At 71.4% G+C, this 25829-nt stretch carries 24 protein-coding genes, 1 tRNA gene and 1 riboswitch; of the genes, 15 read left to right on the forward strand and 10 right to left on the reverse strand.

What is annotated here, in order from left to right:
* The first annotated feature begins 12 nt into the window (after positions 1–12).
* The 6 genes from ACZ4M5_RS23610 (at position 13) to ACZ4M5_RS23635 (ending at position 6008) form a co-directional block, all read left to right on the forward strand.
* A complete protein-coding gene (locus tag ACZ4M5_RS23610) occupies positions 13–1002 on the forward strand; it encodes a transglycosylase family protein (RefSeq protein WP_467739807.1) in 990 nt (329 codons plus the stop codon).
* Positions 1003–1230: 228 nt separating this feature from the next.
* Positions 1231–1397: riboswitch (cyclic di-AMP (ydaO/yuaA leader) on the forward strand.
* 4 nt (positions 1398–1401) lie between these two features.
* On the forward strand, positions 1402–2130 hold the full coding sequence (locus tag ACZ4M5_RS23615) for a transglycosylase family protein (protein ID WP_467739808.1): 729 nt from the start codon (positions 1402–1404) through the stop codon (positions 2128–2130).
* A gap of 400 nt (positions 2131–2530) precedes the next feature.
* Positions 2531–3811, forward strand: a complete 1281-nt coding sequence (eno, locus tag ACZ4M5_RS23620) for a phosphopyruvate hydratase (protein ID WP_467739809.1) — start codon at positions 2531–2533, stop codon at positions 3809–3811.
* 104 nt (positions 3812–3915) lie between these two features.
* Positions 3916–4392 (forward strand): FtsB family cell division protein, encoded by a 477-nt coding sequence (locus ACZ4M5_RS23625; protein ID WP_467739810.1) that lies wholly within the window; start codon positions 3916–3918, stop codon positions 4390–4392.
* A gap of 66 nt (positions 4393–4458) precedes the next feature.
* On the forward strand, positions 4459–5058 hold the full coding sequence (locus ACZ4M5_RS23630) for a DUF501 domain-containing protein (RefSeq protein ID WP_467739811.1): 600 nt from the start codon (positions 4459–4461) through the stop codon (positions 5056–5058).
* Positions 5055–6008 carry a Ppx/GppA phosphatase family protein gene (locus ACZ4M5_RS23635; protein ID WP_467739812.1) on the forward strand — a complete coding sequence of 318 codons (954 nt, stop codon included), beginning with the start codon at positions 5055–5057 and terminating at the stop codon, positions 6006–6008. The genes ACZ4M5_RS23630 and ACZ4M5_RS23635 overlap by 4 nt, the downstream gene beginning before the upstream one ends.
* A gap of 25 nt (positions 6009–6033) precedes the next feature.
* Here ACZ4M5_RS23635 and ACZ4M5_RS23640 read toward each other — a convergent pair whose 3' ends face one another.
* Positions 6034–6303: a type II toxin-antitoxin system RelE family toxin gene (locus ACZ4M5_RS23640; RefSeq protein WP_467739813.1), complete on the reverse strand. Its 270-nt coding sequence runs from the start codon at positions 6301–6303 to the stop codon at positions 6034–6036.
* Positions 6300–6572, reverse strand: a complete 273-nt coding sequence (locus ACZ4M5_RS23645) for a type II toxin-antitoxin system Phd/YefM family antitoxin (RefSeq protein WP_048457331.1) — start codon at positions 6570–6572, stop codon at positions 6300–6302. Before ACZ4M5_RS23645 ends, ACZ4M5_RS23640 begins: the two co-directional genes overlap by 4 nt.
* 226 nt (positions 6573–6798) lie before the next feature.
* Between ACZ4M5_RS23645 and ACZ4M5_RS23650 the strand changes: the two genes are divergently transcribed.
* From ACZ4M5_RS23650 to ACZ4M5_RS23660, 3 genes are all read left to right on the forward strand, one after another.
* The gene (locus tag ACZ4M5_RS23650; protein ID WP_467739814.1) at positions 6799–7779 is read left to right on the forward strand and encodes a DUF2382 domain-containing protein; all 981 of its coding nucleotides are present in this window, start codon (positions 6799–6801) and stop codon (positions 7777–7779) included.
* A 514-nt stretch (positions 7780–8293) separates the two neighbouring features.
* Positions 8294–9700: an NAD(P)/FAD-dependent oxidoreductase gene (locus ACZ4M5_RS23655; protein WP_467739815.1), complete on the forward strand. Its 1407-nt coding sequence runs from the start codon at positions 8294–8296 to the stop codon at positions 9698–9700.
* Positions 9701–9905: 205 nt separating this feature from the next.
* On the forward strand, positions 9906–11213 hold the full coding sequence (locus tag ACZ4M5_RS23660) for a class I SAM-dependent methyltransferase (protein ID WP_467739816.1): 1308 nt from the start codon (positions 9906–9908) through the stop codon (positions 11211–11213).
* Between the two features lie 75 nt (positions 11214–11288).
* On the opposite strand, the gene ACZ4M5_RS23665 is transcribed toward ACZ4M5_RS23660, so the two are convergent.
* Positions 11289–13823, reverse strand: coding sequence for an ABC transporter permease (locus ACZ4M5_RS23665; RefSeq protein ID WP_467739817.1), 2535 nt, complete (start codon positions 13821–13823; stop codon positions 11289–11291).
* Positions 13824–13859: 36 nt separating this feature from the next.
* Positions 13860–14630: an ABC transporter ATP-binding protein gene (locus ACZ4M5_RS23670; protein ID WP_398111128.1), complete on the reverse strand. Its 771-nt coding sequence runs from the start codon at positions 14628–14630 to the stop codon at positions 13860–13862.
* Between the two features lie 416 nt (positions 14631–15046).
* On the opposite strand from ACZ4M5_RS23670, the gene ACZ4M5_RS23675 reads away from it, so the two are divergent.
* Together ACZ4M5_RS23675 and ACZ4M5_RS23680 are read left to right on the forward strand one after the other, a co-directional pair.
* Positions 15047–15130: transfer RNA gene (locus tag ACZ4M5_RS23675), tRNA-Leu, on the forward strand.
* 272 nt (positions 15131–15402) lie between these two features.
* Positions 15403–16311: a Bax inhibitor-1/YccA family protein gene (locus tag ACZ4M5_RS23680; RefSeq protein WP_467739818.1), complete on the forward strand. Its 909-nt coding sequence runs from the start codon at positions 15403–15405 to the stop codon at positions 16309–16311.
* Between the two features lie 75 nt (positions 16312–16386).
* Here the strand turns inward: ACZ4M5_RS23680 and ACZ4M5_RS23685 are convergent, their stop codons facing one another.
* Entirely contained in the window at positions 16387–16617 is a 231-nt protein-coding gene (locus tag ACZ4M5_RS23685; protein WP_398112479.1) for a DUF4287 domain-containing protein, read from the reverse strand.
* A gap of 101 nt (positions 16618–16718) precedes the next feature.
* On the opposite strand from ACZ4M5_RS23685, the gene ACZ4M5_RS23690 reads away from it, so the two are divergent.
* On the forward strand, positions 16719–17024 hold the full coding sequence (locus ACZ4M5_RS23690; protein ID WP_467739819.1) for a hypothetical protein: 306 nt from the start codon (positions 16719–16721) through the stop codon (positions 17022–17024).
* 54 nt (positions 17025–17078) lie between these two features.
* Here the strand turns inward: ACZ4M5_RS23690 and ACZ4M5_RS23695 are convergent, their stop codons facing one another.
* From ACZ4M5_RS23695 to ACZ4M5_RS23705, 3 genes are all read right to left on the reverse strand, one after another.
* Positions 17079–17864 (reverse strand): hypothetical protein, encoded by a 786-nt coding sequence (locus ACZ4M5_RS23695; protein WP_467739820.1) that lies wholly within the window; start codon positions 17862–17864, stop codon positions 17079–17081.
* Positions 17865–18137: 273 nt separating this feature from the next.
* Positions 18138–19358 (reverse strand): acetyl-CoA C-acetyltransferase, encoded by a 1221-nt coding sequence (locus ACZ4M5_RS23700; RefSeq protein ID WP_467739821.1) that lies wholly within the window; start codon positions 19356–19358, stop codon positions 18138–18140.
* Positions 19359–19489: 131 nt separating this feature from the next.
* Complete coding sequence (locus ACZ4M5_RS23705; protein WP_467739822.1) at positions 19490–20509, reverse strand: SGNH/GDSL hydrolase family protein; 1020 nt, start codon at positions 20507–20509, stop codon at positions 19490–19492.
* Positions 20510–20731: 222 nt separating this feature from the next.
* Between ACZ4M5_RS23705 and ACZ4M5_RS23710 the strand changes: the two genes are divergently transcribed.
* Complete coding sequence (locus ACZ4M5_RS23710) at positions 20732–22120, forward strand: cystathionine beta-synthase (protein WP_467739823.1); 1389 nt, start codon at positions 20732–20734, stop codon at positions 22118–22120.
* Positions 22121–22527: 407 nt separating this feature from the next.
* Here ACZ4M5_RS23710 and ACZ4M5_RS23715 read toward each other — a convergent pair whose 3' ends face one another.
* Positions 22528–23397 carry a helix-turn-helix domain-containing protein gene (locus ACZ4M5_RS23715; protein ID WP_467739882.1) on the reverse strand — a complete coding sequence of 290 codons (870 nt, stop codon included), beginning with the start codon at positions 23395–23397 and terminating at the stop codon, positions 22528–22530.
* Between the two features lie 160 nt (positions 23398–23557).
* On the opposite strand from ACZ4M5_RS23715, the gene ACZ4M5_RS23720 reads away from it, so the two are divergent.
* A complete protein-coding gene (locus ACZ4M5_RS23720) occupies positions 23558–24319 on the forward strand; it encodes an SDR family oxidoreductase (RefSeq protein WP_467739824.1) in 762 nt (253 codons plus the stop codon).
* Between the two features lie 23 nt (positions 24320–24342).
* Here the strand turns inward: ACZ4M5_RS23720 and ACZ4M5_RS23725 are convergent, their stop codons facing one another.
* Positions 24343–24768: a hypothetical protein gene (locus tag ACZ4M5_RS23725; protein WP_467739883.1), complete on the reverse strand. Its 426-nt coding sequence runs from the start codon at positions 24766–24768 to the stop codon at positions 24343–24345.
* Positions 24769–24938: 170 nt separating this feature from the next.
* Here ACZ4M5_RS23725 and ACZ4M5_RS23730 point away from each other — a divergent pair, with 170 nt between their 5' ends.
* The gene (locus tag ACZ4M5_RS23730; protein WP_467739825.1) at positions 24939–25784 is read left to right on the forward strand and encodes a MurR/RpiR family transcriptional regulator; all 846 of its coding nucleotides are present in this window, start codon (positions 24939–24941) and stop codon (positions 25782–25784) included.
* Positions 25785–25829: the final 45 nt, after the last annotated feature.

The raw sequence follows: 25829 nt of genomic DNA on the forward strand, positions 1-25829 counted from the left end.
AAAGGTCTCCGTATGCTCTCCGGGAACGGTCGTCACCGTCGCCCCCGCCAGGCTCCGGCTCTCCTCGTCGCGGCCGGAGTGACCGGCTCCGCCATTGCGATCCCGCTCCTCGGAGCCTCCGGTGCCAGCGCTGCCGACGGCGCCACCTGGGACCGGATCGCGGACTGCGAGACCGGCGGGGCCTGGAGCCAGAACAGCGGCAACGGCTACTACGGCGGCCTCGCGCTCTCCCAGGACGACTGGGAGAGCTACGGCGGTCTCGACTACGCCGCGAGCGCCGATCTGGCCAGCCGCTCGCAGCAGATAGCCGTGGCCGAGAGAATCCTCGCCGACCAGGGGGTCGGCGCCTGGCACACCTGTGGGCTCCTCTCCGGCCTCAGGACGGGCTCGTCGGGCTCGGGTGGCGAGTCCGGCTCGTCCGGTGACTCCGCTCCGACAGACTCGACCGGATTGCTCGACTCGTCCGAATCGTCCGGGTCTTCCGCCTCGCCCTCCCCGTCCGCGACGTCTCCGTCGTCTTCCCCGTCCCGCTCGGCTTCGCCTGACGCCTCGTCGGCACCTCGGGGCGAATCGGGTGATTCCGACAAGTCGCGCGACTCTCGTGGTGCCGGTCGGGGATCGGACGGCTCGCGGTCGGCCGCGCCCGAGAGCGAGGCGTCCGGCAAGTCCCGCCCGAGCGACGGCTCCTCGGCTGCGGCGGACGCCGGCTCCGGCCGTCACCGCGGCCCCAGCGCCGACGAGAGTGCCGGGTCCGCGGACGGCGGTACGGGCGGCTCCTCGGGGCGGCACGCCTCACGCGACGAGGAGGCGTCCGACGAGAAGTCGGAGGGTGCCTACATCGTCGGCGTCGGGGACAGCGCCTGGTCCATCGCCGACTCCCTCCGGATCGACGGGGGATGGCACGAGCTGTACGCCGGGGGCGAGAAGGCGGCCGAGGGCGACTCGGAGCTCGTTCTGCCCGGTCAGACGCTTACCGCAGAGGACGAAACGGACGGGAAGTAGCCGTTCGGGCAGTGCGGGAACGGCGGCGGAAGTCGCCCCGAATCGACGCGAGTTCACGCCATGTTTCGCGGCCTATGTCCCGTATAAACGTGGTGAGAGATAGGTCTCAGAAGCCTTGATCGTCTTTGAAATTCCGGCGATCGCCTGTCTACGGTCGTGACCGCTCGCCACCGCGAGCCCCGGCGGCCGCAACGCCGAATCCTGCCAGCGGCCGTACGGGAACAGTCGTCGCGTCAAGCGCCGTAGGCAGGAGCGGGGGACCCAAGGTAGGTGCCCGACCGGCTTGTTGCGCCGGAAGGGCTAGGGGTGGAGCCGCGTCCCGTGAGGGACGTGGCCGGGCAACTCAACCGGCCCGAACCCGACAGCTCACCTCGCAGGCGTCGGTGAGGGGATCCATCCATGCTGTTTTCCGGCAAGGGCAAGCACCGTCGTCCGTCCAAGGCCACTCGCGCCATCGCCGTCGCCGGTGTCGCCTCCGCCGCCGTCGCCGCTCCGCTGATGGCGGCCGGCAACGCCTCCGCCGCCACCGCCTCCGAGTGGGACGCCGTCGCCCAGTGCGAGTCCGGCGGCAACTGGTCCATCAACACCGGCAACGGTTACTACGGCGGTCTGCAGTTCTCCGCCTCCACGTGGGCCGGCTACGGCGGCACGCAGTACGCCTCCACCGCCGACAAGGCCACGAAGGCGCAGCAGATCGAGATCGCCGAGAAGGTCCTCGCCAGCCAGGGCAAGGGCGCCTGGCCGGTCTGCGGCAAGGGCCTGTCGAGCGCCGGCTACACCGGCGGCGGTTCCACCGACTCCGGCAGCTCCGCCGGCTCCTCGCAGCAGAACCAGCAGAGCCAGCAGAGCCAGCAGAGCCAGCAGAGCACCGAGTCGCGTGAGACCCAGCAGCAGCCGGCCTCCCGTTCCGACGAGCGTCCGGCCGCCAAGAAGACCGTCACCACCCCGACCGGCAAGAAGGTCAAGAAGGGCGACGGCGAGTACAAGGTCGTCAAGGGCGACACCCTCAGCTCCATCGCGGCCGAGGAGAAGGTCAAGGGCGGCTGGGAGAAGCTGTTCAAGCTGAACAAGGACATCGTCGAGGACGCCAACCTCATCTACCCGGGCCAGCAGCTGCACCTGAAGTAAGCAGCAGCGCCCACCGCCGCAGGGCGGTCCGCACCGCGCACCCGCGGTCCGGCCGCCCGGCGGCCCCCGCCCTCGTGGGAGGCCCCGCCCTGACAGGCGGCCCCCCGCCGCACGGGCGGGACCCCCGTCCCCACGGGCTCCCCGCCCCGGTGCGTGTTCCCCCGTACGCACCGGGGCGGGGTCATGTCCGCCCGGGCTCCGGCGGCCGAGTTTCGGCCGGTTGTGGCGAACCTGCTTTGTTCCGTTCGGAAACAATTTACTCTCGGTTCTGTCCATGGGGTGGGCGACCCGGTGGCCGATCGCCCGGAGCCGGTTAGGCTCATGTCGCGAGCCACCACGGCCCGCACCTCGCCGGGTCCACGCGACCCGCGTCACCGCGTCACATAAGAAGGAGATGCTCGTGCCGTCCATCGACGTCGTCGTAGCCCGGGAAATCCTGGACTCCCGAGGCAACCCCACGGTCGAGGTCGAGGTCGGCCTCGACGACGGCAGCACCGGCCGTGCCGCCGTCCCGTCCGGCGCCTCCACGGGCGCCTTCGAGGCCATCGAGCTCCGCGACGGCGACTCGAACCGCTACCTCGGCAAGGGTGTGGAGAAGGCCGTCCTCGCGGTCATCGAGCAGATCGGCCCGGAGCTGGTCGGCTACGACGCCACCGAGCAGCGCCTGATCGACCAGGCGATGTTCGACCTGGACGCCACCGACAACAAGGGCTCGCTCGGCGCCAACGCCATCCTCGGCGTCTCCCTCGCCGTCGCCCACGCCGCCTCCGAGGCCAGCGACCTGCCGCTGTTCCGCTACCTGGGCGGCCCGAACGCGCACCTGCTGCCGGTGCCGATGATGAACATCCTGAACGGCGGCTCGCACGCCGACTCCAACGTGGACATCCAGGAGTTCATGATCGCGCCCGTCGGCGCGGAGTCCTTCTCCGAGGCACTGCGCTGGGGCGCCGAGGTCTACCACACGCTGAAGAAGGTCCTGAAGGGCAAGGGCCTGGCCACCGGCCTCGGCGACGAGGGCGGCTTCGCCCCGAACCTCGGCTCCAACCGCGAGGCCCTCGACCTCATCCTCGAGGCGATCAAGGAAGCCGGCTACACCCCCGGCGAGCAGATCGCCCTCGCGCTCGACGTGGCCGCGTCCGAGTTCTACAAGGACGGCGTCTACACCTTCGAGGGCAAGGAGCGCTCGGCGGCCGAGATGACCGAGTACTACGCGGAGCTCGTCGACGCGTACCCGCTCGTCTCCATCGAGGACCCGCTGTTCGAGGACGACTGGGAGGGCTGGAAGACCATCACCGACAAGCTCGGTGACAAGGTCCAGCTCGTCGGCGACGACCTGTTCGTCACCAACCCCGAGCGCCTCGCCCGCGGCATCGAGGAGGGCGCCGCCAACGCCCTGCTGGTGAAGGTGAACCAGATCGGTTCGCTGACCGAGACCCTGGACGCCGTGGAGCTGGCCCAGCGCAACGGCTTCAAGTGCATGATGTCCCACCGCTCCGGCGAGACCGAGGACGTCACCATCGCCGACCTGGCCGTCGCCACCAACTGCGGCCAGATCAAGACCGGCGCCCCGGCCCGCTCCGAGCGCGTCGCCAAGTACAACCAGCTGCTGCGCATCGAGGAGATCCTCGACGACGCCGCGGTCTACGCCGGCCGCAGCGCCTTCCCGCGCTTCAAGGGCTGACCCCGGCCACAAGAGGCAGCGTCGTACGTACGTCCCCGGACTCGGTCCCGTACCGTGTCCGGGGACGTACGCGCGTATGACGGTGGAGCGGGAGGCGGACTGACATGGCCGTGAAGGACCGGGACCGGTTCTCCACCGCGACCAGGATCCGGCTGCTCGGTGAGCAGACCGCGGCCCGGGTCTACCGCTCCCAGACCAGGCGCCAGGCCCGCCGCTCCCGGCTGACCGGCCGGGCGGCGCTGCTCGCGCTGGTGCTCTGCTCGCTGATCGTGGCCCTGGCCTGGCCGATGCGCCAGTACGTCTCCCAGCGCGCCGAGATCGAGGACCTGCAGCGCGAGCAGCAGCAGGCGCGGGAGCGCGTCGAGCGGCTGCGCGACGCCAAGGCGCGCTGGCAGGACGACGCGTACGCGGAGCAGCAGATCCGGCAGCGGTTGCACTACGTCATGCCGGGGGAGACGGGGTTCGTCGTCGTCGACCCGGACGCGGCGAAGCAGGCGCGCACCGACCTGGGCGCGGCGGACCGCCCCTGGTACGCCAATGTCTGGGACGGGATCGACAAGGCCGACGACTCCGGCCGCTGAACGCGCGCCCAGTGCTCCCCCAGTGACCCCGCAGAGAACCCAGAGAAAGACACGCTGAAGACAGTCATGGAAACGCCCCCGCCGACCACCCCGCGCACCGAACCCACCGACGCGGACGTCGAGGCCTTCAAGCAGCAGCTCGGTCGGCCCCCGCGCGGACTGCGGGCCATCGCGCACCGCTGCCCCTGCGGACAGCCCGACGTCGTGGAGACGGCCCCGCGCCTGCCCGACGGCACGCCCTTCCCGACGCTGTACTACCTGACGTGCCCGAAGGCCAACTCGGCGATCGGCACGCTGGAGGCGAACGGCGTGATGAAGGAGATGACCGAGCGGCTGGCCGCGGACCCGGAGCTGGCGGCGGCGTACCGGGCGGCCCACGAGGACTACGTCCGGCGCCGCGACGAGATCGAGGAGCTGAAGAACTTCCCGAGCGCGGGCGGCATGCCGGACCGCGTGAAGTGCCTGCACGTGCTGGTCGCGCACTCGCTGGCCGCGGGCCCGGGCGTGAACCCGCTGGGCGACGAGGCGCTGGCCATGCTGCCCGAGTGGTGGCGCAAGGGGGCCTGCGTGACGCCCGCCGGCCCGCCGAGCGGTGCGGGGTGGCAGGTCGACAGCACGGACTCGGGGCACTTCGCCGTCAAGCCGCTCGAGGAGGACGGACAGTGACCCGGGTCGCCGCCGTGGACTGCGGCACGAACTCCATCCGCCTGCTGGTCGCCGACGCGGATCCGGTCACCGGCGAGCTGGCCGACCTGGACCGCCGGATGACGATCGTGCGGCTCGGGCAGGGCGTCGACCGCACCGGCCGGCTCGCCCCCGAGGCGCTGCAGCGGACCTTCGCGGCCTGCCGGGAGTACGCCGGGATCATCGAGGAGCACGGCGCTCAGCGGTTGCGGTTCGTGGCCACCTCCGCCTCCCGGGACGCCGAGAACCGCGACGAGTTCGTGCGGGGCGTGCTGGACATCCTGGGCGTGGAGCCCGAGGTGATCACCGGGGACCAGGAGGCCGAGTTCTCCTTCACCGGCGCCACCAAGGAGCTGGCCGGGAGCGACCATCTGCCCACGCCCTACCTGGTGGTGGACATCGGCGGCGGCTCGACCGAGTTCGTCGTGGGCGACGACCGGGTCCGGGCGGCCCGGTCGGTGGACGTCGGCTGCGTCCGCATGACGGAGCGCCACCTGGTCCGCGACGGCGTGGTGAGCGACCCGCCCTCGCCGGAGCAGGTCGCCGCGATGCGGGCCGACATCGAGGCCGCCCTCGACCTGGCCGAGAAGACGGTGCCGCTGCGTGAGGCCCGCACACTGGTCGGCCTGGCCGGCTCGGTGACGACCGTGTCGGCCATCGCCCAGGAGCTGCCCGCGTACGACTCCGAGGCCATCCACCATTCCCGGGTCTCCCTGGAGAGGGTCCGCGAGATCACCGAGTGGCTGCTGCGCTCCACGCACGCCGAGCGGACGGCCGTGCCGTCGATGCACCCGGGCCGGGTCGACGTGATCGGGGCGGGGGCCCTGGTCCTGCTGTCGATCATGGAACGCATCGGAGCGCAGGAGGTCGTCGTCAGCGAGCACGACATCCTCGACGGCATCGCTCACAGCTGCGCCGCCGGGGCGCGTTGAGGCGGTGCCCATGCCGGGCGGGGCGTCACAGGCTGCGGTAGACGTCCCGCCGGTCGCCCACCTTGACCACGAGGACGACGAGTTCACCATCGTTGATCTGGTAGGCGACCCGGTAGCTACCGACCCTGAGCCGGTAGAGGCCCGACGGGCCGGTGAGCTTCTTGACGTCGGCGTCTTGCCGGTACGGATCGTCACCGAGTGCGGTCAACGCGGTCAGGATGCGCATGGCGTCGGGTCGACTGATGGCCCGAAGCTGACGCTGTGCCGCCGTGGTGAACCGGAAGGCGTACTTCACGCCGCCTCGCCGTCCTGCTCGGTGAACAGATCCGCCAGCAGTTCCGCCATCGTCACGGTGGTGCCGCCCTCGGCCAGCACAGCTTCGGCCTCGCGCGCCAACATCACGTCGGCGGCTTCCTCCAACGCTTCGAAGTCCGAGATCGGGACCACGGCTGCCACCGGTGCGCCGTTGCGCGTGATGACAGTCGGGACGCCTTCCTCGGCACGGTTGATGTGATCGGCGAGGTGCGCGCGGGCTTCCCGTACAGTCACGGTGTTTTCAGTCATGAAGTCAGTGTACGCATCGGCGTGTACACGGCGCATCCGTAGAGGGAAGCGCGTTCGTGCGCGATCCTCGACGGCATCGCGTGGTCGGTGGCGTGACGTCTGTGTACTTTCGGGGCGCAAGGTACTAACGAAAAGAACGGGCCCCTTGTTGCTGATGGGCCGTTTCACCCTTTTTGTGACGCTCACCCGGTCCCGGGAACAGCCTCGCGAGAAGGGTGAGACAACCATGATCACCAGAGAGCAGATAGGGGCCGTCCTGGACCACGCGGTCCTGGACGAAGGCGGTAAGAAGATCGGTGAGGCCAAGCACGTCTTCGTCGACGACGCGACCGGGCGTCCGGAGTGGGTGTCGGTGAAGACCGGCATGTTCGGCACCAGCGAGACGTTCGTACCCATCCGCGACGCCTCGCTGGTGGACGACCACACGGAGGTCCCCTATTCCAAGAGCCGGGTCAAGGACGCCCCGCGCGTCGACGTCGACAGCGGCGGCCACCTGTCCCCCGACGAGGAGCACCGGCTCTACGAGTACTACGGCATCGACTGGGACGAGTCCTGGTCCCGGGCCAACCAGCCCGGCGAGGGCGGCTGGGCCCACCGGGACGAGACCGGGGAGGTCGGGGAGACCGGAACGACCGGTACGGCGGGCACCGCCGGTGGCGCTGCCGGTGCCGCGGGCGCAGCCGGCGCCGCGGGCACCGCCGGAACCGCGGGTGCTGCCGGGGTCGCAGGCACCTCCGGAACCGCGGGTGCTGCCGGAATCGCAGGCACCTCCGGTACGGCCGCGGATGCGCGCCGGGCGACGGACGACGACGCGATGACCCGCTCCGAGGAGCGCATGCACGTGGGTGTCGAACGCCGCGAGACCGGCCGTGCCCGCCTGCGCAAGTACGTCGTGACCGAGGAAGTGCAGCAGACGGTCCCGGTACGGCACGAAGAGGTGCGCGTCGAGCGGGAGCCCATCACGGACGCCAACCGGGACGCCGCGATGTCCGGTCCGGACATCGGCGAGGCCGAGCACGAGGTGGTGCTCCACGACGAGCGGCCGGTGACCGAGACCGAGGCCGTGCCGGTGGAGCGGGTGCGTCTGACCACGGAGGAGCGGACCGAGCAGGAGACCGTCCACGGGCAGGTGCGCAAGGAACGGATCGAGGGCACCACCGAGGAGATCGACGACGACGGCGACGGCATGGGGCCGGGGCGCCGCTGAGCGGTGTCCGCACGCCGGGTCGGCACGGGTGTCGGCGGCGGGTTCGCCGTCGGCACCCGTGCGACGCCGGGGGGCCGGCACGGCGTCGAACCGTGCTGGTCAACCGCCTCCGCTGAGCGTCGCTCGGTACGGGTGAGCGGGCCGAACCGGCTGTGGGCCGGGCCGGAGCGGGAAAGTTCGTGAAGTTCTTCACAAGGATTTCGGCCCCTGCGGGGGATCAAAGGGCCCTCGTTGACCCGTCCGAGGGCCGAACTGCCCTTTGAACATGTTCAGAAGCATGATATGGAGGGCTTCGAGGAGCCCCTCCGGACGACCGTCACGGAGGTCCTCACAGAGGCCCGTCAGGCCCAGAGAGGCAGCTCACGCGGCATTGACAACGGTCCGCCGTGCACACTCGCCCCCCGTTGTCACCATGACATGGATCACGCGAGCGGCGGAGGATAGCACACCCCCTCCACAACCTTGTGAAGGGGCGCACGAGGTACCCCCCTGAGGCGGGTGGATACTCGATGGCATGAGCACCACGGAGCGTCCCAGGATCCTCGTAGTAGGCGGTGGGTACGTAGGCCTGTACGCAGCTCGGCGCATCCAGAAGAAGATGCGCTACGGCGAGGCGACCGTCACGGTCGTCGACCCCCGGTCGTACATGACCTACCAGCCCTTCCTCCCCGAAGCCGCCGCCGGCAACATCTCCCCGCGCCACGTCGTCGTCCCGCTGCGACGTGTGCTGCCCAAGGCGGAGGTCCTCACCGGCCGGGTCACCACCATCGACCAGGACCGCAAGGTCGCCACGGTCTCCCCGCTGGTCGGCGAGGCCTACGAGCTGCCCTTCGACTACCTGGTCGTCGCCCTCGGCGCGGTCTCCCGCACCTTCCCGATCCCCGGCCTCGCCGAGCAGGGCATCGGCATGAAGGGCATCGAGGAGGCCATCGGCCTGCGCAACCACGTCCTCGAGCAGCTCGACAAGGCCGACTCCACCACCGACGAGGAGATCCGCCGCAAGGCGCTCACCTTCGTCTTCGTGGGCGGCGGCTTCGCCGGTGCCGAGACCATCGGCGAGGTCGAGGACATGGCCCGCGACGCGGCCAAGTACTACAAGAACGTGTCCCGCGAGGACATGCGCTTCATCCTGGTCGACGCCGCCGACAAGATCCTCCCCGAGGTCGGCCCCAAGCTCGGCAAGTACGGCAAGGAGCACCTCGAGGCCCGCGGGGTCGAGGTCTACCTGTCCACCTCCATGGACTCCTGCGTGGACGGCCACGTGGTGCTGAAGAACGGCCTCGAGGTCGACTCGAGCACCATCGTGTGGACCGCCGGCGTCAAGCCCAACCCGGCCCTCGCCCGCTACGGCCTGCCCCTCGGCCCCCGCGGTCACGTCGACTGCGAGCCCACGCTGCAGGTCAAGGGCACCGACTACATCTGGGCCGCCGGCGACAACGCCCAGGTGCCCGACCTCGTCGGCCGCAAGGCGGGCAACGAGAACGCCTGGTGCCCGCCGAACGCCCAGCACGCGCTGCGCCAGGCCAAGGTCCTCGGCGACAACGTGGTGTCGGGCATGCGGGGCTTCCCGCAGAAGAACTACGCGCACGCCAACAAGGGCGCGGTGGCCGGTCTCGGCCTCCACAAGGGCGTCGCGATGATCGTCATGGGCAAGATGAAGATCAAGCTCAAGGGCCGTCTCGCCTGGTACATGCACCGTGGCTACCACGGCCTGGCGATGCCGACCTGGAACCGCAAGATCCGCGTCTTCGCCGACTGGACCCTCGGCATGTTCCTCAAGCGCGAGGTCGTCTCCCTCGGAGCGATCGAGACCCCGCGCGAGGAGTTCTACGAGGCCGCCAAGCCGGCCCCGGTCGCCGCCGCGCCGCAGGCGAAGACCGAGGAGAAGGCCAAGACCGAGGAGAAGGCCAAGGCCTCCTGACCTCGGCTCCCCGAGCAGTCCGCCGAAGGGCCTTCCGCCATCCGTGGTGCGGGAGGCCCTTCGGCGTGCCCGGCCCCTTCCCGCCGGGCGGGGGAAGGGACGGGCTTTGCCCAGACATGACGCGTGCCGGGGACTGCACCGGGGCGCCGCAGGTGTTTACGTGGTGTCCGGACATGCCGGGATCCTCGTCACGGAGGTGTACACCATGGCAGACGCCGCGCAGCGGCTGCAGGGCCTCTTCGCACAGGTGCTGGGAGCGCCGCTCCCGGTGCGCATCCGCGCCTGGGACGGTTCGCAGGCGGGCCCGCCGGGCACCCCCGCGCTCGTCGTACGCAACCGCCGGGCCCTGCGCCGCCTGCTGTGGAAGCCGGGCGAACTCGGCCTGGCCCGCGCCTGGGTGGCGGGCGACCTGGACATCGAGGGCGATCTCTACGCCACCCTCGACCTGCTCGCCGGCCTGGTCTGGGAGCGCGGCGAGGACGCCCGCACCCTCGCCCAGGCCCTGCGCGACCCCGAGGTGCGCGCCGCCGTCCGCGGCCTGGTCCGGCTCGCCGGGCTCCCGCTGCCGCCCTCCCCGCCCCCCGAGGAGGTCCGCAGCCCCCGGCGCCACCTGCACACCAAGCACACCGACCGGCGCGCCATCAGCCACCACTACGACGTCGGCAACGAGTTCTACGAGATCGTCCTGGGCCCGTCGATGGTGTACTCGTGCGCCTACTGGTCCGCCCCGGACAGCACCCTGGAACGGGCCCAGCACGACAAGCTCGAACTCGTCTGCCGCAAGCTCGGACTGACGCCCGGTCAGCGACTGCTCGACGTCGGCTGCGGCTGGGGCTCGATGGCCCTGCACGCCGCCCGCGAGCACGGGGTGAGCGTCGTCGGCGTCACGCTCTCCCAGGAGCAGGCCGCCTACGCCCGCAAGCGCGTAGCCGACGAGGGCCTCACCGACAAGGTCGAGATCCGCGTCCAGGACTACCGCGACGTCCGCGACGGCCCCTACGACGCGATCTCCTCCATCGGCATGGCCGAGCACGTCGGAGCCGACCGGTACCTGGAGTACGCCACCGATCTGCACGACCTGCTCAAGCCCGGCGGGCGGCTGCTGAACCACCAGATCGCCCGTCGCCCCCAGCGCGACGAGTCGGCGTACAGCGTCGACGCCTTCATCGACTCCTACGTCTTCCCCGACGGCGAACTCCAGCCGGTCGGCGGCACCGTGGCCCAGCTGGAGCGCGCCGGGTTCGAGGTGCGCGACGTGGAGGCGCTCCGCGAGCACTACGCCCTCACCCTGCGCGGCTGGGTGACCCGGCTGGAGGCCGACTGGCAGCGCGCCGTGCAGCTCGCCGGCCCCGGGCGGGCCCGGGTCTGGCGCCTGTACATGGCGGCCTCCGCGCTGGCCTTCGAACGCAACCACATCGGCGTCAACCAGGTCCTGGCCGTCCGGACCCCGGAAGCGGGTGCCTCCGGGATGCCGTTGCGCGCCCGCACCTGGGGGGCGTCGGCCCAGGACTGAGCCGGCGCGACCGGAGAGGGCCGGGTTCCCCGTGTCGGGGAGCCCGGCCCTTCGGCGTGCCGCGGAGCGGCGTGGTCACTCGGCCTTGATCGCGTTCAGCATGTTCAGCCGCGCGGCGTTGCGGGCCGGCCACATCGCGGCCAGGACCCCCACCAGACCGGCCAGCACCAGGAAGATCCCGATCCGGTCCCAGGGGAGGACCAGCGCGTAGCCCGGGATCTGGTCCGCGAAGGTCTCGCCGATCGCCCAGCCGAGGAACGCGCCCAGACCGATGCCGACGACCGCGCCGAACACCGAGATGACGACTGCCTCCAGGCGCACCATCCGCTTCACCCGGCGCCGGTCCAGGCCGATGGCGCGCAGCATGCCGATCTCCTGCTGCCGTTCGAAGACCGACATCGCGAGGGTGTTGACGACGCCGAGCACCGCGATGATCAGGGCCATCGCCAGCAGGCCGTACATGACGTTCAGCAGGGTGTTGATGGCACCGCCGAACTCGTTGCGGATGTCCTGCTTGTCCATCACGGTGATCGCGGGGTTGTCGCCCAGCGCGTCGATGAGGACCTTCTCGTTCGCCGCGGACTGGCCGCCGTCGACCTTCACGAAGATCTGCCGGATGGACGGCTTCGTCTCGTGCCGGTCCACGACCTTCCGGTCGACGAGGACGGGCGAGAGGAACTCGCTGTCCTTGTAGACGGCACCCACCGTCAGCGTGGCCTTCTTGTCGTCGCCGAAGGTGACGGGGAGCCGGTCGCCGGTCTTCCAGCCCTTGCTCTTCGCCGTCTTCTCGGCGACCGCGATCCGGCCCTCGGCGAGGGAGTCCGCACTGCCGCTGACGACGTCGACGGTCAGGACCTTCTGGATGTCGCCGGGGCTGACCGCCGAGGCGGACACGTAGTCCTTGCCGTCGAGCTGGAAGTAGGCGTCCTGCTGCGGCGAGACCGCGGACACGCCCTTCGCCTTCGCCAGGGCGGTGAGCGCCGACCGGTCGAGGTCGCCGCCGTTGGCCATGGAGACCATGTAGTCGGCCTTGATGTTGTCGGTGGTCATCTTGTCGATGGCCGTGCCGACGGTGATGCCGAGCACCGACAAGCCGGTCACCAGCGTCAGTCCGATGGCCAGCGCGGAGGCGGTGGCGCCGGTGCGACGCGGGTTGCGGACGGCGTTCTGGCCGGCCAGCTTGCCGGCCACCCCGAAGGGGCCGACGAGCAGCGGACGGACGAGGGCGATCACCGGCCGGGACAGCAGCGGGATCAGGATGATCACGCCGATCAGCGCGAGGAAGGCGCCTGCCCCGATGTACATGCGGCCGTCGTCGCCGCCGGTCGAGGCACCCGCCACGATCCCGACCGCGCCGAGGGCGGTGACGGCCGCGCCGATGGAGTTGCGCAGCACCAGCGACTTGGTGGTGGCCACCGCGTGGAGGCTGTTCATGGCTGCCACCGGCGGGATCTTCGCGGCCCGGCGGCCGGGTAGCCAGGCGGCGAGCATCGTGATGAGCACGCCCACCGAGACAGCCGCGATCACCGGCGTGACGGACAGGATCAGGGGGCCGTCCGGCATCTTCATGTCGAAGGCGGCCATGCCGGAGCGCAGCCCGACGGCCAGGCCGATGCCGAGGACGAAGCCGACGGCCGAGGCGACCAGGCCCACCAGCGCGGCCTCGGCGAGCACCGAGCGGGTGATCTGCCTGCGGGACGCGCCGACGGCCCGCATCAGGGCGATCTCCTTGGTGCGCTGGGCGACCAGCATCGTGAACGTGTTGGAGATCAGGAAGATCCCGACGAAGAGCGCGATGCCCGCGAAGCCGAGCAGGACCTGCTTGAGGTTGCCCATGCCCTGCTCGATCTGGTCGGCCTGCTCGTCGGCGAGCGCCTTGCCGGTCTGCGCCTCGGCCGAGTCCGGCAGCAGCGGCTTGACCGCGTCCAGGATCCTCGTGTCGTCGGCGCCGGGTGCGCCGGTGACGGTGGCGCTCTCGAAGTAGCCCGGCTTGAGGTACTGCTTCTGGGCGACGGCGGTGTCGAAGAGGACGAGGCTGCCGCCGGCGTTCACGGCGCCGTCCTCGGTGGTGAACACCCCGCTGAGGGTGTACTCCTTCACCGGGCCGTTGGTCGCGACGCGCACCCGGTCGCCGACCTCGTACTCGCCCTTGGCGGCGGACTCCTCGTCCAGGGCGATCTGGTCGTCCTTCACCGGGCCGGAGCCGTCGGTGAACGTGTAGGCGGCGTCCTTGCCGTCCTTGCCGGGGGCGAAGTTGGAGCCCTTGTTGGACCAGCCGACGCCGATCAGCTTCCCGTCGGGGTCGGCGACCCCGGCGAAGCCCTCGACGCGACCGTGGACCCCGGCGACGCCGTCCACGGCGGAGATCCTGTCGAGGACCTTGCCGGACAGGCCCGGGGCCTGCTCGGGATCGTCCGGGTCGGCGTACGAGGAGACGGAGACGGCGACGTCGTCGTAGCTCTTCGCCGACTGGTTGCGGAAGGCGTGGGAGAGGGTGTCGGCGAAGACCAGGGTGCCGGAGACGAACGCGACGCCGAGCATCACGGCGAGCACGGTCATCAGCAACCGGGCCTTGTGCGCGAGGACGTTGCGCAAGGCGGTACGGAACATGGTGGCGAATCTCAGTCCTGTCGGTCCTGCGGGGGATCAGCTGGTGCGGCCCTTGGCGTCGAACTGCTTCATGAAGTCGAGGACCGTGTCGGCCGTCGGCCGGTGCATCTCGTCGACGATCCGGCCGTCCGCGAGGAAGACCACGCGGTCCGCGTAGGACGCGGCCACCGGGTCGTGGGTCACCATCACGACGGTCTGGCCCATCTCGCGCACGGAGTTGCGCAGGAAGCCCAGGACCTCCGCGCCGGAGCGCGAGTCGAGGTTTCCCGTGGGCTCGTCACCGAAGATGATCTCGGGCCGGGAGGCCAGCGCCCGGGCCACGGCCACGCGCTGCTGCTGACCGCCGGAGAGCTGGGAGGGGCGGTGGCCGAGCCGGTCGGCCAGTCCGACCATGCGGATCACGGAGTCCAGCCACTGCTTGTCCGGCTTGCGGCCCGCGATGTCCATCGGGAGGGTGATGTTCTCCAGGGCCGTCAGCGTCGGCAGCAGGTTGAACGCCTGGAAGATGAAGCCGATCTTGTCCCGGCGCAGCTTGGTCAGCTGCTTGTCCTTCAGGGAGCCCAGCTCGGTGTCGCCGAGGCGCACCGATCCGGAGGAGAAGGTGTCCAGGCCGGCGACGCAGTGCATCAGGGTCGACTTGCCGGAACCGGACGGTCCCATGATCGCGGTGAACTCGGCCCGACGGAACTCGACGGTGACCCGGTCCAGGGCGACCACCTGGGTCTCACCCTGCCCGTAGATCTTGGACAGATCCGTGGCGCGCGCGGCCACGGCGGTGGCCCGGTCGGCGAGGGATGCGGTGGTCACGGGATGGCTCTCCTGTCGGACGGCTGTGCGGAGGAAGGACGTGTTCCATCGTCCGGGTCTCCGGCGGCCGTGTAGTCACCCGCTGTTCCGGTTCCGGGGGGCGACTCGGGTCGGACCCGAGGGCGCGGCGTCATACCTGGGGATGACACCGGACCCCGAAAGAGGTCCCCAGGACGGAACCTGCCGTTCCGGCTGTCGGGAACAGGTGGAGTGCCCTCGTTCGGGCGGTGAAATTCCGTCATTCCGCATACGCCGCTGTCAGTCGCACGCAAGGCTGGTGGCAAGTGCGGACGGCGCGTTCCGTGTGCTGATGCACCCTCAGACGTCAATAAAATAAGACAACATCGGTCCGCCCGTCCGCTGTTCGGGGGACGTGTCCCGATAGTCTCGGAACCTCGTTGCGGAGCCCATGGCCTGCCCGGATGGTGGAATGCAGACACGGCGAGCTTAAACCTCGCTGCCCCTTCGCGGGCGTGCCGGTTCAAGTCCGGCTCCGGGCACTTTCCGGTCCCTGTGCGGTCCACCGGCGTGATCCACCGACACGTCGACGACGGACCGGGCCCGGCCGATGATCACCGACCGGTACCGAGCCGGTTCCGGGACGGTACCGGACCGCTGTGGAATGAAGCCCTCCGGCCTGGGGAATCAGGGAGCGGCGTAGCGTGTTGCGCTGCACGACGAGGGAAAGATCCTCCCCGAGCAGGAGGGCCATTCCTTTGCCTACCTATTACTCTTGAGCCAAGGCCATGCCGTGTGGCCATGGAGGAGTGAAATGAGGAGCAGAAACCCGGTCTTCTCGCGACGGGGGTTCAGCCGCGACAACGGCTACGCGGGCTTCAACACCGCGCCGCAGGCCGGGGGTCCCGCTGTCGCCACCCAGGGCAACCCGTACGCCCAGCCCACGGGCGACGCGTACGCCCAGAACCCGTACGCGCAGAACCCTTACGCCCAGCAGGGCCAGCAGTTCGGCGCCCCGCCGCAGGCCCCGGCCACCACGGGCCGGATGACCATCGACGACGTCGTCCTGCGCACGGCGAGCACCCTCGGTGTGCTCATCGTCACCGCGGCGCTCTCCTGGGCGCTGCTGCCGGTCGACGACGCCAACATCAGCCGCAGCTACGGCATCGGCATCGGCGCCGCGCTGATCGGCATGGTCCTGGCGTTCGTGCAGTCCTTCAAGCGCAAGGCCTCGCCCGCGCTGATCCTGGCGTACGCCGCGTTCGAGGGTGTCTTCCTCGGCGTCGTGTCCAACATCGTGGACAACCGCATCGCCGACGGTGCGGCCATGCAGGCGGTGATCGGCACGATGGCGGTCTTCGCCGGTGTGCTGATCGCCTACAAGGCCGGCTGGATCCGCGTCAACCGCCGCTTCTACGGCTTCGTGATGGCGGCGGCGCTCGGCTTCATCCTGCTGATGACCGTGAACCTGCTGTTCGCGGTGTTCGGCGGCGGTGACGGCCTCGGCTTCCGCAGCGGCGCCCTCGGTGTCGTCTTCGGCGTCATCGGCATCATCCTCGGTGCCTGCTTCCTCGCCCTGGACTTCAAGCAGGTCGAGGACGGCATTGCCTACGGCGCCCCGCGCGAGGAGGCCTGGCTGGCCGCCTTCGGCCTGACGCTGACGCTGGTGTGGATCTACCTCGAGTTCCTGAGGCTCATCTCGATCCTCAACAGCAGCGACTGACCCCAGCAGGTCGTGCGCGAAGGGCCCCGGCTCCGGCCGGGGCCCTTCGTCGTCGTCGGGGTGGGTGGCGCGCGACTAGAGGAGCTTGCGCGCGGCCCTTCTGAGGTCGTACTCGTGGACGATCGCCTTGGCGTGGCCGTACGCCAGGTCGTGTTCGTGCCGGAGCCAGCTGACCTTCTCCTCGAAGCGGAAGAGGGCCGGGCCTTCGTCGACGGTGCGCAGCCAGTCGGAGATCTCACGACCGGTGCAGTGCGGGATGCGGGCGAGCATGTTGCGGTGGGTCTCTTCGGAGAAGACTTGGGACATCGGCGCCTCCGGACGCTGGGATGTAAGCCGGTCCTTCAGGTCACCGTGCCCGAGTGTGCTTCCGTTGGCAACAGTCCCGGTACGACGCGTACGCTCGCCGCGTGGTTGATACGACGCCCCTCCTCCGAGCCGTTGATCACTTCGCCGACCGTCTGAGGGCCGCGCCCCAGAGCCGGCTGCAGCGAGGCGCCGCCGCCGAGGCGCTCGCCCTGGCGCGGGAGCTGTCGCGCAGGTCGCAGGTCCTGGAGGGCGAGGAGCCCCGGGAGATGCCCGACGCGGGGATGTTCGCGGCGGCGGACCAGATCACGGTCGCCGGACACGACCTGGCCGTGGTGCTGCCCGGCGACGCCGAGGTCGAGGAGGCCGTGCGCCTGGTCGAGGACGCGCAGAAGCGGGCCGGGGTGTGAGGCGGCCCGGGATGTCCGCCGGGGTGTGAGCGGTCCTGGAAGGGCGGAGCGGTCCTAGAAGGACGCGATGACCCGGTCGGCCAGGATGTAGACGTTCTCCTCGCCGCACTCGAAGGTGAGCGTGTAGGCGCCGGAGATGCCCGAGCCGCCCAGCAGCACGGCGCTGCGGCCCGCGCGCAGGGCCTGCGCCAGCTTCTCCGCCGTCTCCCGGTGCCCCGGGGTCATGCACAGCGTGGTGCCGTCGGCGAAGACGTACACGTCGAGGGTGCCCAGCGGACCCGGGCGGACGTCGGTCAGCTCCACGCGGGAGGCGGCCAGCTCCTCCAGGGCGGCGGCCGTGCGCTCGTGGTCGTTGACCACCGGGGAGGGGTTGGGCACGAAGTCCGGGTGGGAGGGGTGGCGGCGGCGGGCCGCGGCCAGCTCCGGGGACTCCCCGGCCGGCTCCTCGGCTTCGGCGGCGCCCGGCTCGGACACCGGCTCCAGGCCCGCGAAGTCGGCCTGCCGGGGCAGGAAGAGGTCCGTGTCGGGCAGGCCCAGCAGGGACGGGGCGTCGGAGGCGTCACGGGCTTCCTGGGCGGCCCAGAAGGCGCGCGCCTCGGCGAGCTCCCGTTCCCGCTCCTCGGCGAGTGCCGCGGCCACGGCGGCCCGTATCTCGTCGGTGTCGGCCGTGGTGCGGGCGGCGGGCAGCAGGGCGCGGGTGGTGGCGGCGCGGTTCTCGGCCAGCGCGGTGTGCAGGGCCGCGACCTGTCGGCGCAGCTGCAGGACGGTGCGCAGGACGGCGACGCCCACGGCTCCCGTGGCGGCCGTGGTGACCAGCAACGCGATCGGCATGGCGCTCACTGACGTACTCCCGGTTCAAGGTCGACCCCCGACTTCCTACATCAGCTTGAAGGGCGGACTGACCGGCTGTCAGTGCGTAACGTCACGAAACGGACAGGACTTCGGACGCGGGGGAGTGGGTGGTGCTGTCGTGACCTGCGCTTCTCCCCCCGTGGAGGGAGATAGGTCACATCCTGGGGGAGATTGGATCACAAAACAGCCCAGAACCCCGGCGTTTCCGGGGTTCCGGGCTTGTGCTGCACAGCGTGTGCTATGGCGACTACGCAGCGGTGATCAGCTGAGGCGCTCGATGACCATGGCCATGCCCTGGCCGCCGCCGACGCACATCGTCTCCAGGCCGAACTGCTTGTCGTGGAACTGCAGCGAGTTGATCAGCGTGCCGGTGATGCGGGCGCCGGTCATGCCGAAGGGGTGGCCGACGGCGATGGCGCCGCCGTTCACGTTCAGCTTGTCCAGCGGGATGTCCAGGTCGCGGTAGGAGGGGATCACCTGGGCGGCGAACGCCTCGTTGATCTCGACCAGGTCGATGTCGCCGATGGTGAGCCCGGCGCGGCGCAGGGCCTGCTTGGAGGCCTCCACCGGGCCGAGGCCCATGATCTCGGGGGACAGGCCGGAGACGCCGGTCGACACGATCCGCGCGAGCGGGGTGAGGCCGAGCTCGCGGGCCTTGGTGTCGGACATGATCACCAGCGCGGCGGCGCCGTCGTTCAGCGGGCAGCAGTTGCCGGCCGTGACCCGGCCGTCGGGGCGGAAGACCGGCTTCAGGCCCTGCACGCCCTCCAGGGTGACGCCGGCGCGGGGGCCGTCGTCCTTGCTGACGACCGTGCCGTCGGGCAGCGTCACCGGGGTGATCTCGCGCTCCCAGAAGCCGTTCTTGATGGCTTCCTCGGCGAGGTTCTGCGAGCGGACGCCGAACTCGTCCATGTCCTGGCGGGTGACGCCCTTGAGACGCGCCAGGTTCTCGGCGGTCTGGCCCATGGCGATGTACGGGTCGGGCACCAGGCCGTCCTCGCGCGGGTCGTGCCAGTCGGAGCCCTCGGACGCGGCGACCGCGGCCGTACGGGCCTCGGCGTCGGCGAACAGCGGGTTGTGCGTGTCCGGGAGGCTGTCGGAGTTGCCCTTGGTGAAGCGGGAGACCGTCTCGACGCCGGCCGAGATGAAGACGTCGCCCTCACCGGCCTTGATGGCGTGCAGGGCCATGCGGGAGGTCTGCAGCGAGGAGGAGCAGTAGCGGGTGACGGTGCAGCCGGGCAGGTGGTCCATGCCCATCTGCACGGCGACGATCCGGCCGAGGTTGTTGCCCTGCTCGCCGCCGGGCAGGCCGCAGCCGAGCATCAGGTCGTCGATGTCGCGCGGGTCCAGCTCGGGGACCTTGGCCAGCGCGGCCTGGATGATCGTGGCGGTCAGGTCGTCCGGCCGCAGGTCCTTCAGCGAGCCCTTGAAGGCACGGCCGATGGGGGAGCGGGCGGCTGAGACGATCACGGCTTCGGGCATCACGGCTCCATTGACGTACCGGGTGGTCTGGCAGGGCTGACTGGGAAGTTACCCGTACGTATGGGCTGGGTCACGGGTGTCGCGGTGTGACCCTGGCCGCAGTTTTCTAAGCGCTTGCTTTTTCACCTGGCTCAGTTCGACGGGGTGGCCGGGGCCGCTTCCTGCTCGGGCACCCGCCGCCGGCGCCGGCGCTTGAGCAGGGCCCAGGGGCCCCTCGGGCCGGCCGGCATGGCCGCCGCGACCTCGGTGCCCGCCTCCGAGGCGGCCTCCGCGGCCGCCCGCGCCACCGGCAGGAACCCCTCGCGGCGGGAGGCGTCCGGGCGCTCCTCCTCGGCCGGCCACAGGCCCAGGGCGGCGCAGACCGTCGGCAGCACCGCCATCGCCGCCGTCGCGTAGCCCTCGGCGGACGGGTGGTAGCTGTCCGGGCCGAACAGCTCACGCGGGTTCTCCGCGAACTCGGGACCCAGCAGATCGCCCAGGGACACCGTGCGGCCGCCCTGCTCGACCACGCCGATCGTCTGGGCGGCCGCCAGTTGGCGGGAGGCCCGTCTGGCCAGCCAGCGCAGCGGTTGCCGGACCGGCTCGATCGTGCCCAGGTCGGGGCAGGTGCCGACCACGACCTCCGCACCGGCCGTGCGCAGCCGGCGTACCGCGGAGGAGAGGTGGCGCACCGAACGGGTCGGGGGCATGCGGTGGGTGACGTCGTTCGCGCCGATCATGATCACGCAGATGTCCGGCACGGGCCCGGGGTCGGCCAGCACCAGGGCCACCTGGCGGTCCAGGTCGTCGGACCGGGCTCCCGGGGTCGCCACCGTGCGCAGCAGCACCGGGCGCTCCGCGAGGGCCGCGAGCCCCGACGCGATCAGCGCCCCCGGGGTCTGCGAGCCCCGGTGCACCCCCTGGCCGGCCGCGGTGGAGTCCCCCAGCATGGTCAGCCGCAACGGGGGATCGGTGGTGTACGAGCGCCCGTACAGTCCGTCCCCGTTCGGCACGTGGGGTGACGTGCCGTTGCCCACCCGGCGCCGGGCCAACTGCACCTCCGCCAGCACCAGCCCCACCGTGGCCGCACCGGCCAGACCGATCCCGCCGCCGCCGTACGCAGCGCCGGTCGCGATCCGCCGGGCCACCCTCGCCCTCGACATGCTCGACATGCGTCGCCGCCACCTCCTCGAACCCGTACACCCAGTGCTTGCCCCGTACAGCCCGTGCTCCAATCGCAACGGGCGGTGAACGACCGGCACGGACCACGGGCGGGGCGGGGAACCTCCGTCCGGTGCGCAGCCCGATCGCGGGCGAACAGCGGGGATCCGCCCGCAGGGCCTAGGCTGGCGGCACCACTAGGACCACTTCTTTTGCGGCATCCGGAGACAACGGTGCGATTCCACGACTCGATGATCAGCCTCGTAGGCGACACCCCGCTGGTGAGGCTCAACAGCGTGACCAAGGGCATCAGGGCGACCGTCCTGGCCAAGGTGGAGTACTTCAACCCCGGCGGTTCGGTGAAGGACCGCATCGCCCTGCGCATGATCGAGGCGGCGGAGGAGAGCGGCGCGCTCAAGCCCGGCGGCACGATCGTCGAGCCGACCAGTGGCAACACCGGCGTCGGCCTCGCCATCGTGGCGCAGCAGAAGGGGTACAAGTGCATCTTCGTGTGCCCCGACAAGGTCAGCACCGACAAGATCAACGTGCTGCGCGCCTACGGCGCCGAGGTCGTCGTGTGCCCCACGGCCGTCGACCCCGAGCACCCGGACTCGTACTACAACGTCTCCGACCGGCTGGTCCGTGAGACGCCGGGCGCCTGGAAGCCCGACCAGTACTCCAACCCCAACAACCCGCTGTCCCACTACCACTCCACGGGCCCCGAGCTGTGGGACCAGACGGAGGGGCGGATCACCCACTTCGTGGCGGGCGTGGGCACCGGCGGCACCATCTCGGGCACCGGCCGCTACCTCAAGGAGGTCAGCGACGGCAAGGTCAAGGTCATCGGCGCCGACCCGGAGGGCTCCGTCTACTCCGGCGGATCCGGCCGCCCTTACCTCGTCGAGGGCGTCGGCGAGGACTTCTGGCCGACCGCCTACGACCGCACCGTCGCCGACGAGATCGTCGCCGTGTCCGACAAGGACTCCTTCCAGATGACCCGCCGCCTCGCCAAGGAGGAGGGCCTGCTGGTCGGCGGCTCCTGCGGCATGGCGGTCGCGGCCGCGCTGGAGGTCGCCGCGCGGCTCGGCGAGGACGACGTCGTGGTGGTCCTGCTGCCGGACGGCGGCCGCGGCTACCTCAGCAAGATCTTCAACGACGAGTGGATGGCCGACTACGGCTTCCTGGAGGACTCCGGCCCCAGCGCCCGCGTCGCCGACGTGCTGGACGACAAGGAGGGCGACCACATGCCCTCCCTGGTCCACATGCACCCGGAGGAGACCGTCGGCCAGGCCATCGAGGTGCTGCGCGAGTACGGCGTCTCGCAGATGCCGGTCGTCAAGCCGGGCGCCGGCCACCCCGACGTGATGGCCGCCGAGGTCGTCGGCTCGGTCGTGGAACGCGAGCTGCTGGACGCGCTGTTCAGCAAGAGCGCCTCCCTCGACGACCCGCTGGAGAAGCACATGTCCGGCCCGCTGCCCCAGGTGGGCTCCGGTGAGCCGGTCGCCGACCTGATGGCCGTGCTCGGCAAGGCCGACGCCGCGATCGTCCTCGTCGAGGGCAAGCCGACCGGTGTGGTCAGCCGGCAGGACCTGCTCTCCTTCCTCGCCAAGGCCGGCAAGTGACGGCCGACCGGAGCTGAACCAGCCGCGCACCGCGGGAAGTTGCGGACGAACGCGCACGTCGCGGACTTTCGCGCAAGTGGTACGCGGGTGTCACGTCCGCGCAGCACCCGCTTAACACGGGCCCTGCACAGTGGAGGTGTCGGCAAGGGCGACGGGGAAACCTCCCAGGCGCTGAGCGCTCGGGGAGCACCCCGCCCCGGCCGGCGCCGAGCGGCGTCGCAGGACCTCCGGAGCGGCTCCCGGACCTCCACGGACGCCACGGACGCCGGGCGCGGCCCGACCGCGCCCGGCGTCCTCGCGGGGACCGCCGTCGTCCCGCCCCCCGGTCACGGGGGTGCGGCGGTCCCCGCGCACCTTCCTCCCGCGCCCTCGCGCTCCCTCCCGGGCCGCCGCACGGGCCCGCCGGATCAGCCCGTGCGGGTCGTCGCCCAGCTCCCCAGCAGCGCCAGGCGCTCCTGGGCGTCCGAGCCCGGCTCGGGCACGTAGGACACGATCGTCCGGTCCGGGTCCCCCGGGACGGTCAGGGTCTCGTAGGGGAGGCTCAGCAGGCCCGCGACCGGGTGGCGCAGCAGCTTCACGCCGTGGTCGCAGGGTTTGACCAGATGGTCCGCCCACAGCCGGCGGAACTCCGCGCTGGCCTCGGACAGTTCGGCGACGAGTTCCCCCGTGGCCCGGTCGCCGGGGTGGTGGCCCGCCTGCAGCCGCAGGTGCGCGACCATCTGCGCGGTCACCTCGTCCCGGTCCGGGTAGAGGTCGCGGGAAGCGGGGTCCAGGAACAGCCGGCGCGGCAGGCTGAGGTCGTCCGCGCCGCCGAAGCCGAGCAGGGCGTCGGCGAGGGCGTTCCAGGCGAGGACCTCCATGCGGTGGTCCACGACGTAGGCCGGATTGCGGTCCATGCCGTCCAGGAGAAGCTGCACGCCCGGGCGCACCCGCGACGCGGTGTCCCGGGAGGCGCCCGCGGCCCGCACGCCGTCCCGGCGGTGCGGCCGGGCGACCGCCCGCAGGTACTCGTGCTCGGCGGCGTCCAGCCGCAGCACCCGCGCGACGGCGTCCAGCACGGCGTCCGAGACCCCGCCGGATTTGGTCCGCGCGGGGCCCCCGGGGCCCCGGCCCTGCTCCAGGCGGACGTAGTAGTCGACGCTCACCCCCGCCAGCTGCGCCACCTCCTCACGGCGCAACCCCGGGACGCGGCGGCGGCCGTACGAGGGCAGCCCCACCTCCTCCGGCCGGATCCGGGCCCGGCGCGAACGCAGGAAGTCGCCCAACTCGCCGTCCATCAGCTCTCCGTCCATGGGTCCGAGCCTAGGCGGAAAGGGCCTCGCGAACCTGGTACTGCCGGACCCAGGAAAAGCACAGCCCTGGGTACGGTCCCCGGCCGGGCCGACCGTGGTGGACGAGCCCGGGGAGAAGCCCCGGCCACCGTCGAGGGAGCACCCCATGTCGTACGAGAACCTGGCCGGCCGCACCGCTGTCGTCACCGGAGCCGCCAGCGGCATCGGCGAGGCCGTCGCGGTACTGCTGGCCGCGCAGGGCGCCCGGGTGGCGCTGCTGGCCCGGCGCGAGGACCGGCTCGCGGCGCTCGCCGGGAAGATCCGGGCCGACGGCGGGCAGGCCCTCGCCGTCGCCGCCGACGTCACCGACGAGACGTCCGTGACGGACGCCGTCGAGCGGATCCACGGCGAGTACGGGCGCGCCGACCTGGTCGTGAACGCCGCGGGCGTCATGCTGCCGCACCCCGTCGACGCCCGCCGCACCGACGAGTGGCAGCGGATGCTCGACACCAACGTCACCGGGGTGCTGCGCGTCATCGGCGCCTTCACCGCCGACCTGGTGGGCGCCGCCGCCGACGGCCGCACCGCCGACATCGTGAACATCTCGTCCATCGCCGCGCACGTCGGCTTCCCGAACTACGCCGTGTACGGCGCGACCAAGGCGGCCGTCACCTACCTGTCCCAGACCCTGCGCGGGGAGTTCGGGCCGCGGGACGTGCGGGTCACCAACATCGAGCCGGGGTTCGTGGAGAGCGAGCTGCGCACGCACATCGCCGACGCGGAGCTGTCCCGGCAGGTGGAGGGCATGCTGGACGAGGTGGGCGCGCTGTCCGCCGAGGAGCTGGCCGACCTCGTGGCCTACGCGGCGAGCCGGCCGCGCCGGGTCAACCTGCGGCAGATCGTGGCCCTGCCGACCCGACAGGTCTGACCGCTACGCGGTTCGATCGGTGGTCAGTCCGACCAGTCGTCGTCCCGGCCGGACGCGCGGCGGGCGCCGAACAGGCCCGGGTTCGTGCGGACGGCCTGGGCCACGTTGACGCCGACGATGCCCGCCCAGGCGATGAGCAGACCGGGCGTCTGCGCGATGCCCCCGCCGATCGCGGACAGCGGCACCGCCAGCACCAGGGAGACGATCCCGAAGCCGAAACGCTCCCCCCAGGAGTCGGTGGCCCGCGGTGTGCGGGAGTCACGCGCCGTCTGCATCTGCTGCTCGGCCAGATGCCGGCGCACCCGGCGCTCCACCGCGCCGTCGATCCGCTGGTCGACCTTCTCCAGGAACGAGTCGACCAGCGCCGACTCGTACTCCTCGCCCAGGTCCCTGCGGGCGTGCAGGGTGGCGTCGAGTTCCTTCTTCAGGTCGGCGTCGCGCGCGTCCATTCCGCTCATGCCCCCACGGTAGGAAGGGGCGGCCCGCGCCGCACTGGGGTTAGCCCCCGTCTCCCACCGGGGGCGGGCCGGGGCGGGGGCGGCCGGGGCGGTCCCGCTTGCCGCTCTGCATATGCTCATGCAGAATCCTCAGCTACTGAATAGGCGAGGGGGAGCACGTCATGAGCGTGACCGACAGCCCTGCCGCGCGGCTGCAGGCACTCTTCGAGGGCCACCGGCTGACGCCGACCCAGCGGCGCATCGCGCACAGCATGGTGCGCCGCGCCGCGGACGTGCCGTTCCTGTCCAGCGTGGAGCTCGCCGAGCTGGCGGGGGTCAGCCAGCCGTCCGTGACCCGCTTCGCCGTCGCCCTCGGCTTCGACGGCTACCCGGCCCTGCGCCGCCACCTGCGGGAGGTCGCCCCCGCCGAGAGCGCGGCACAGCCCGGGGACCGCAACGAGTACCAGCAGGCCGTCGAGGCGGAGATCGAGAACCTGCGGCACCTGGCGGAGGCGCTGGCCGACCCCGCCCCCGTGCGGCGCGCGGGCCGGCTGCTCGCGGCCTCCCGGCCGCTGCCCGTCCTCGGCCTGCGGGCGGCGGCCGCCCAGGCGCAGGGCTTCGCCTACTTCGCCGCCAAGGTCCACCCCGACGTGCGGCTGCTCGGCGAGGGCGGCACGATGCTCCACGACCGCATCGACGCCGCCGTGCGGGCCGGGGCGAGCGCGCTGCTGTGCTTCGCCCTGCCCCGGCACCCCCGCGAGGTCCTCGACACCCTCGCCTACGCCAAGGAGCAGGCCGGGCTGACCGTCGTCACCGTCGCCGACTCCGCCTTCGCCCCGGTCGCCAAGGCGTCCGATCTGCTGCTGCCCGCCGCCGTGGGCACCGGCCTCGCCTTCGACACGGCCTGCGCGCCCATGCTGCTGGGGCGGGTGCTGCTGGAGGCCATGTGCGACGACCTGCCCGACGCCCAGTCGCGGCTGGAGGAGTTCGACGCCAAGGCCGCCGCCCGGGGCCTGTTCGTCGACTGAAGGACGCCCCGTCCGGATTCTCAGACTCGTCTCATGCTCCGCCGC

The organism is Streptomyces sp. NPDC026246, assembly GCF_055567995.1.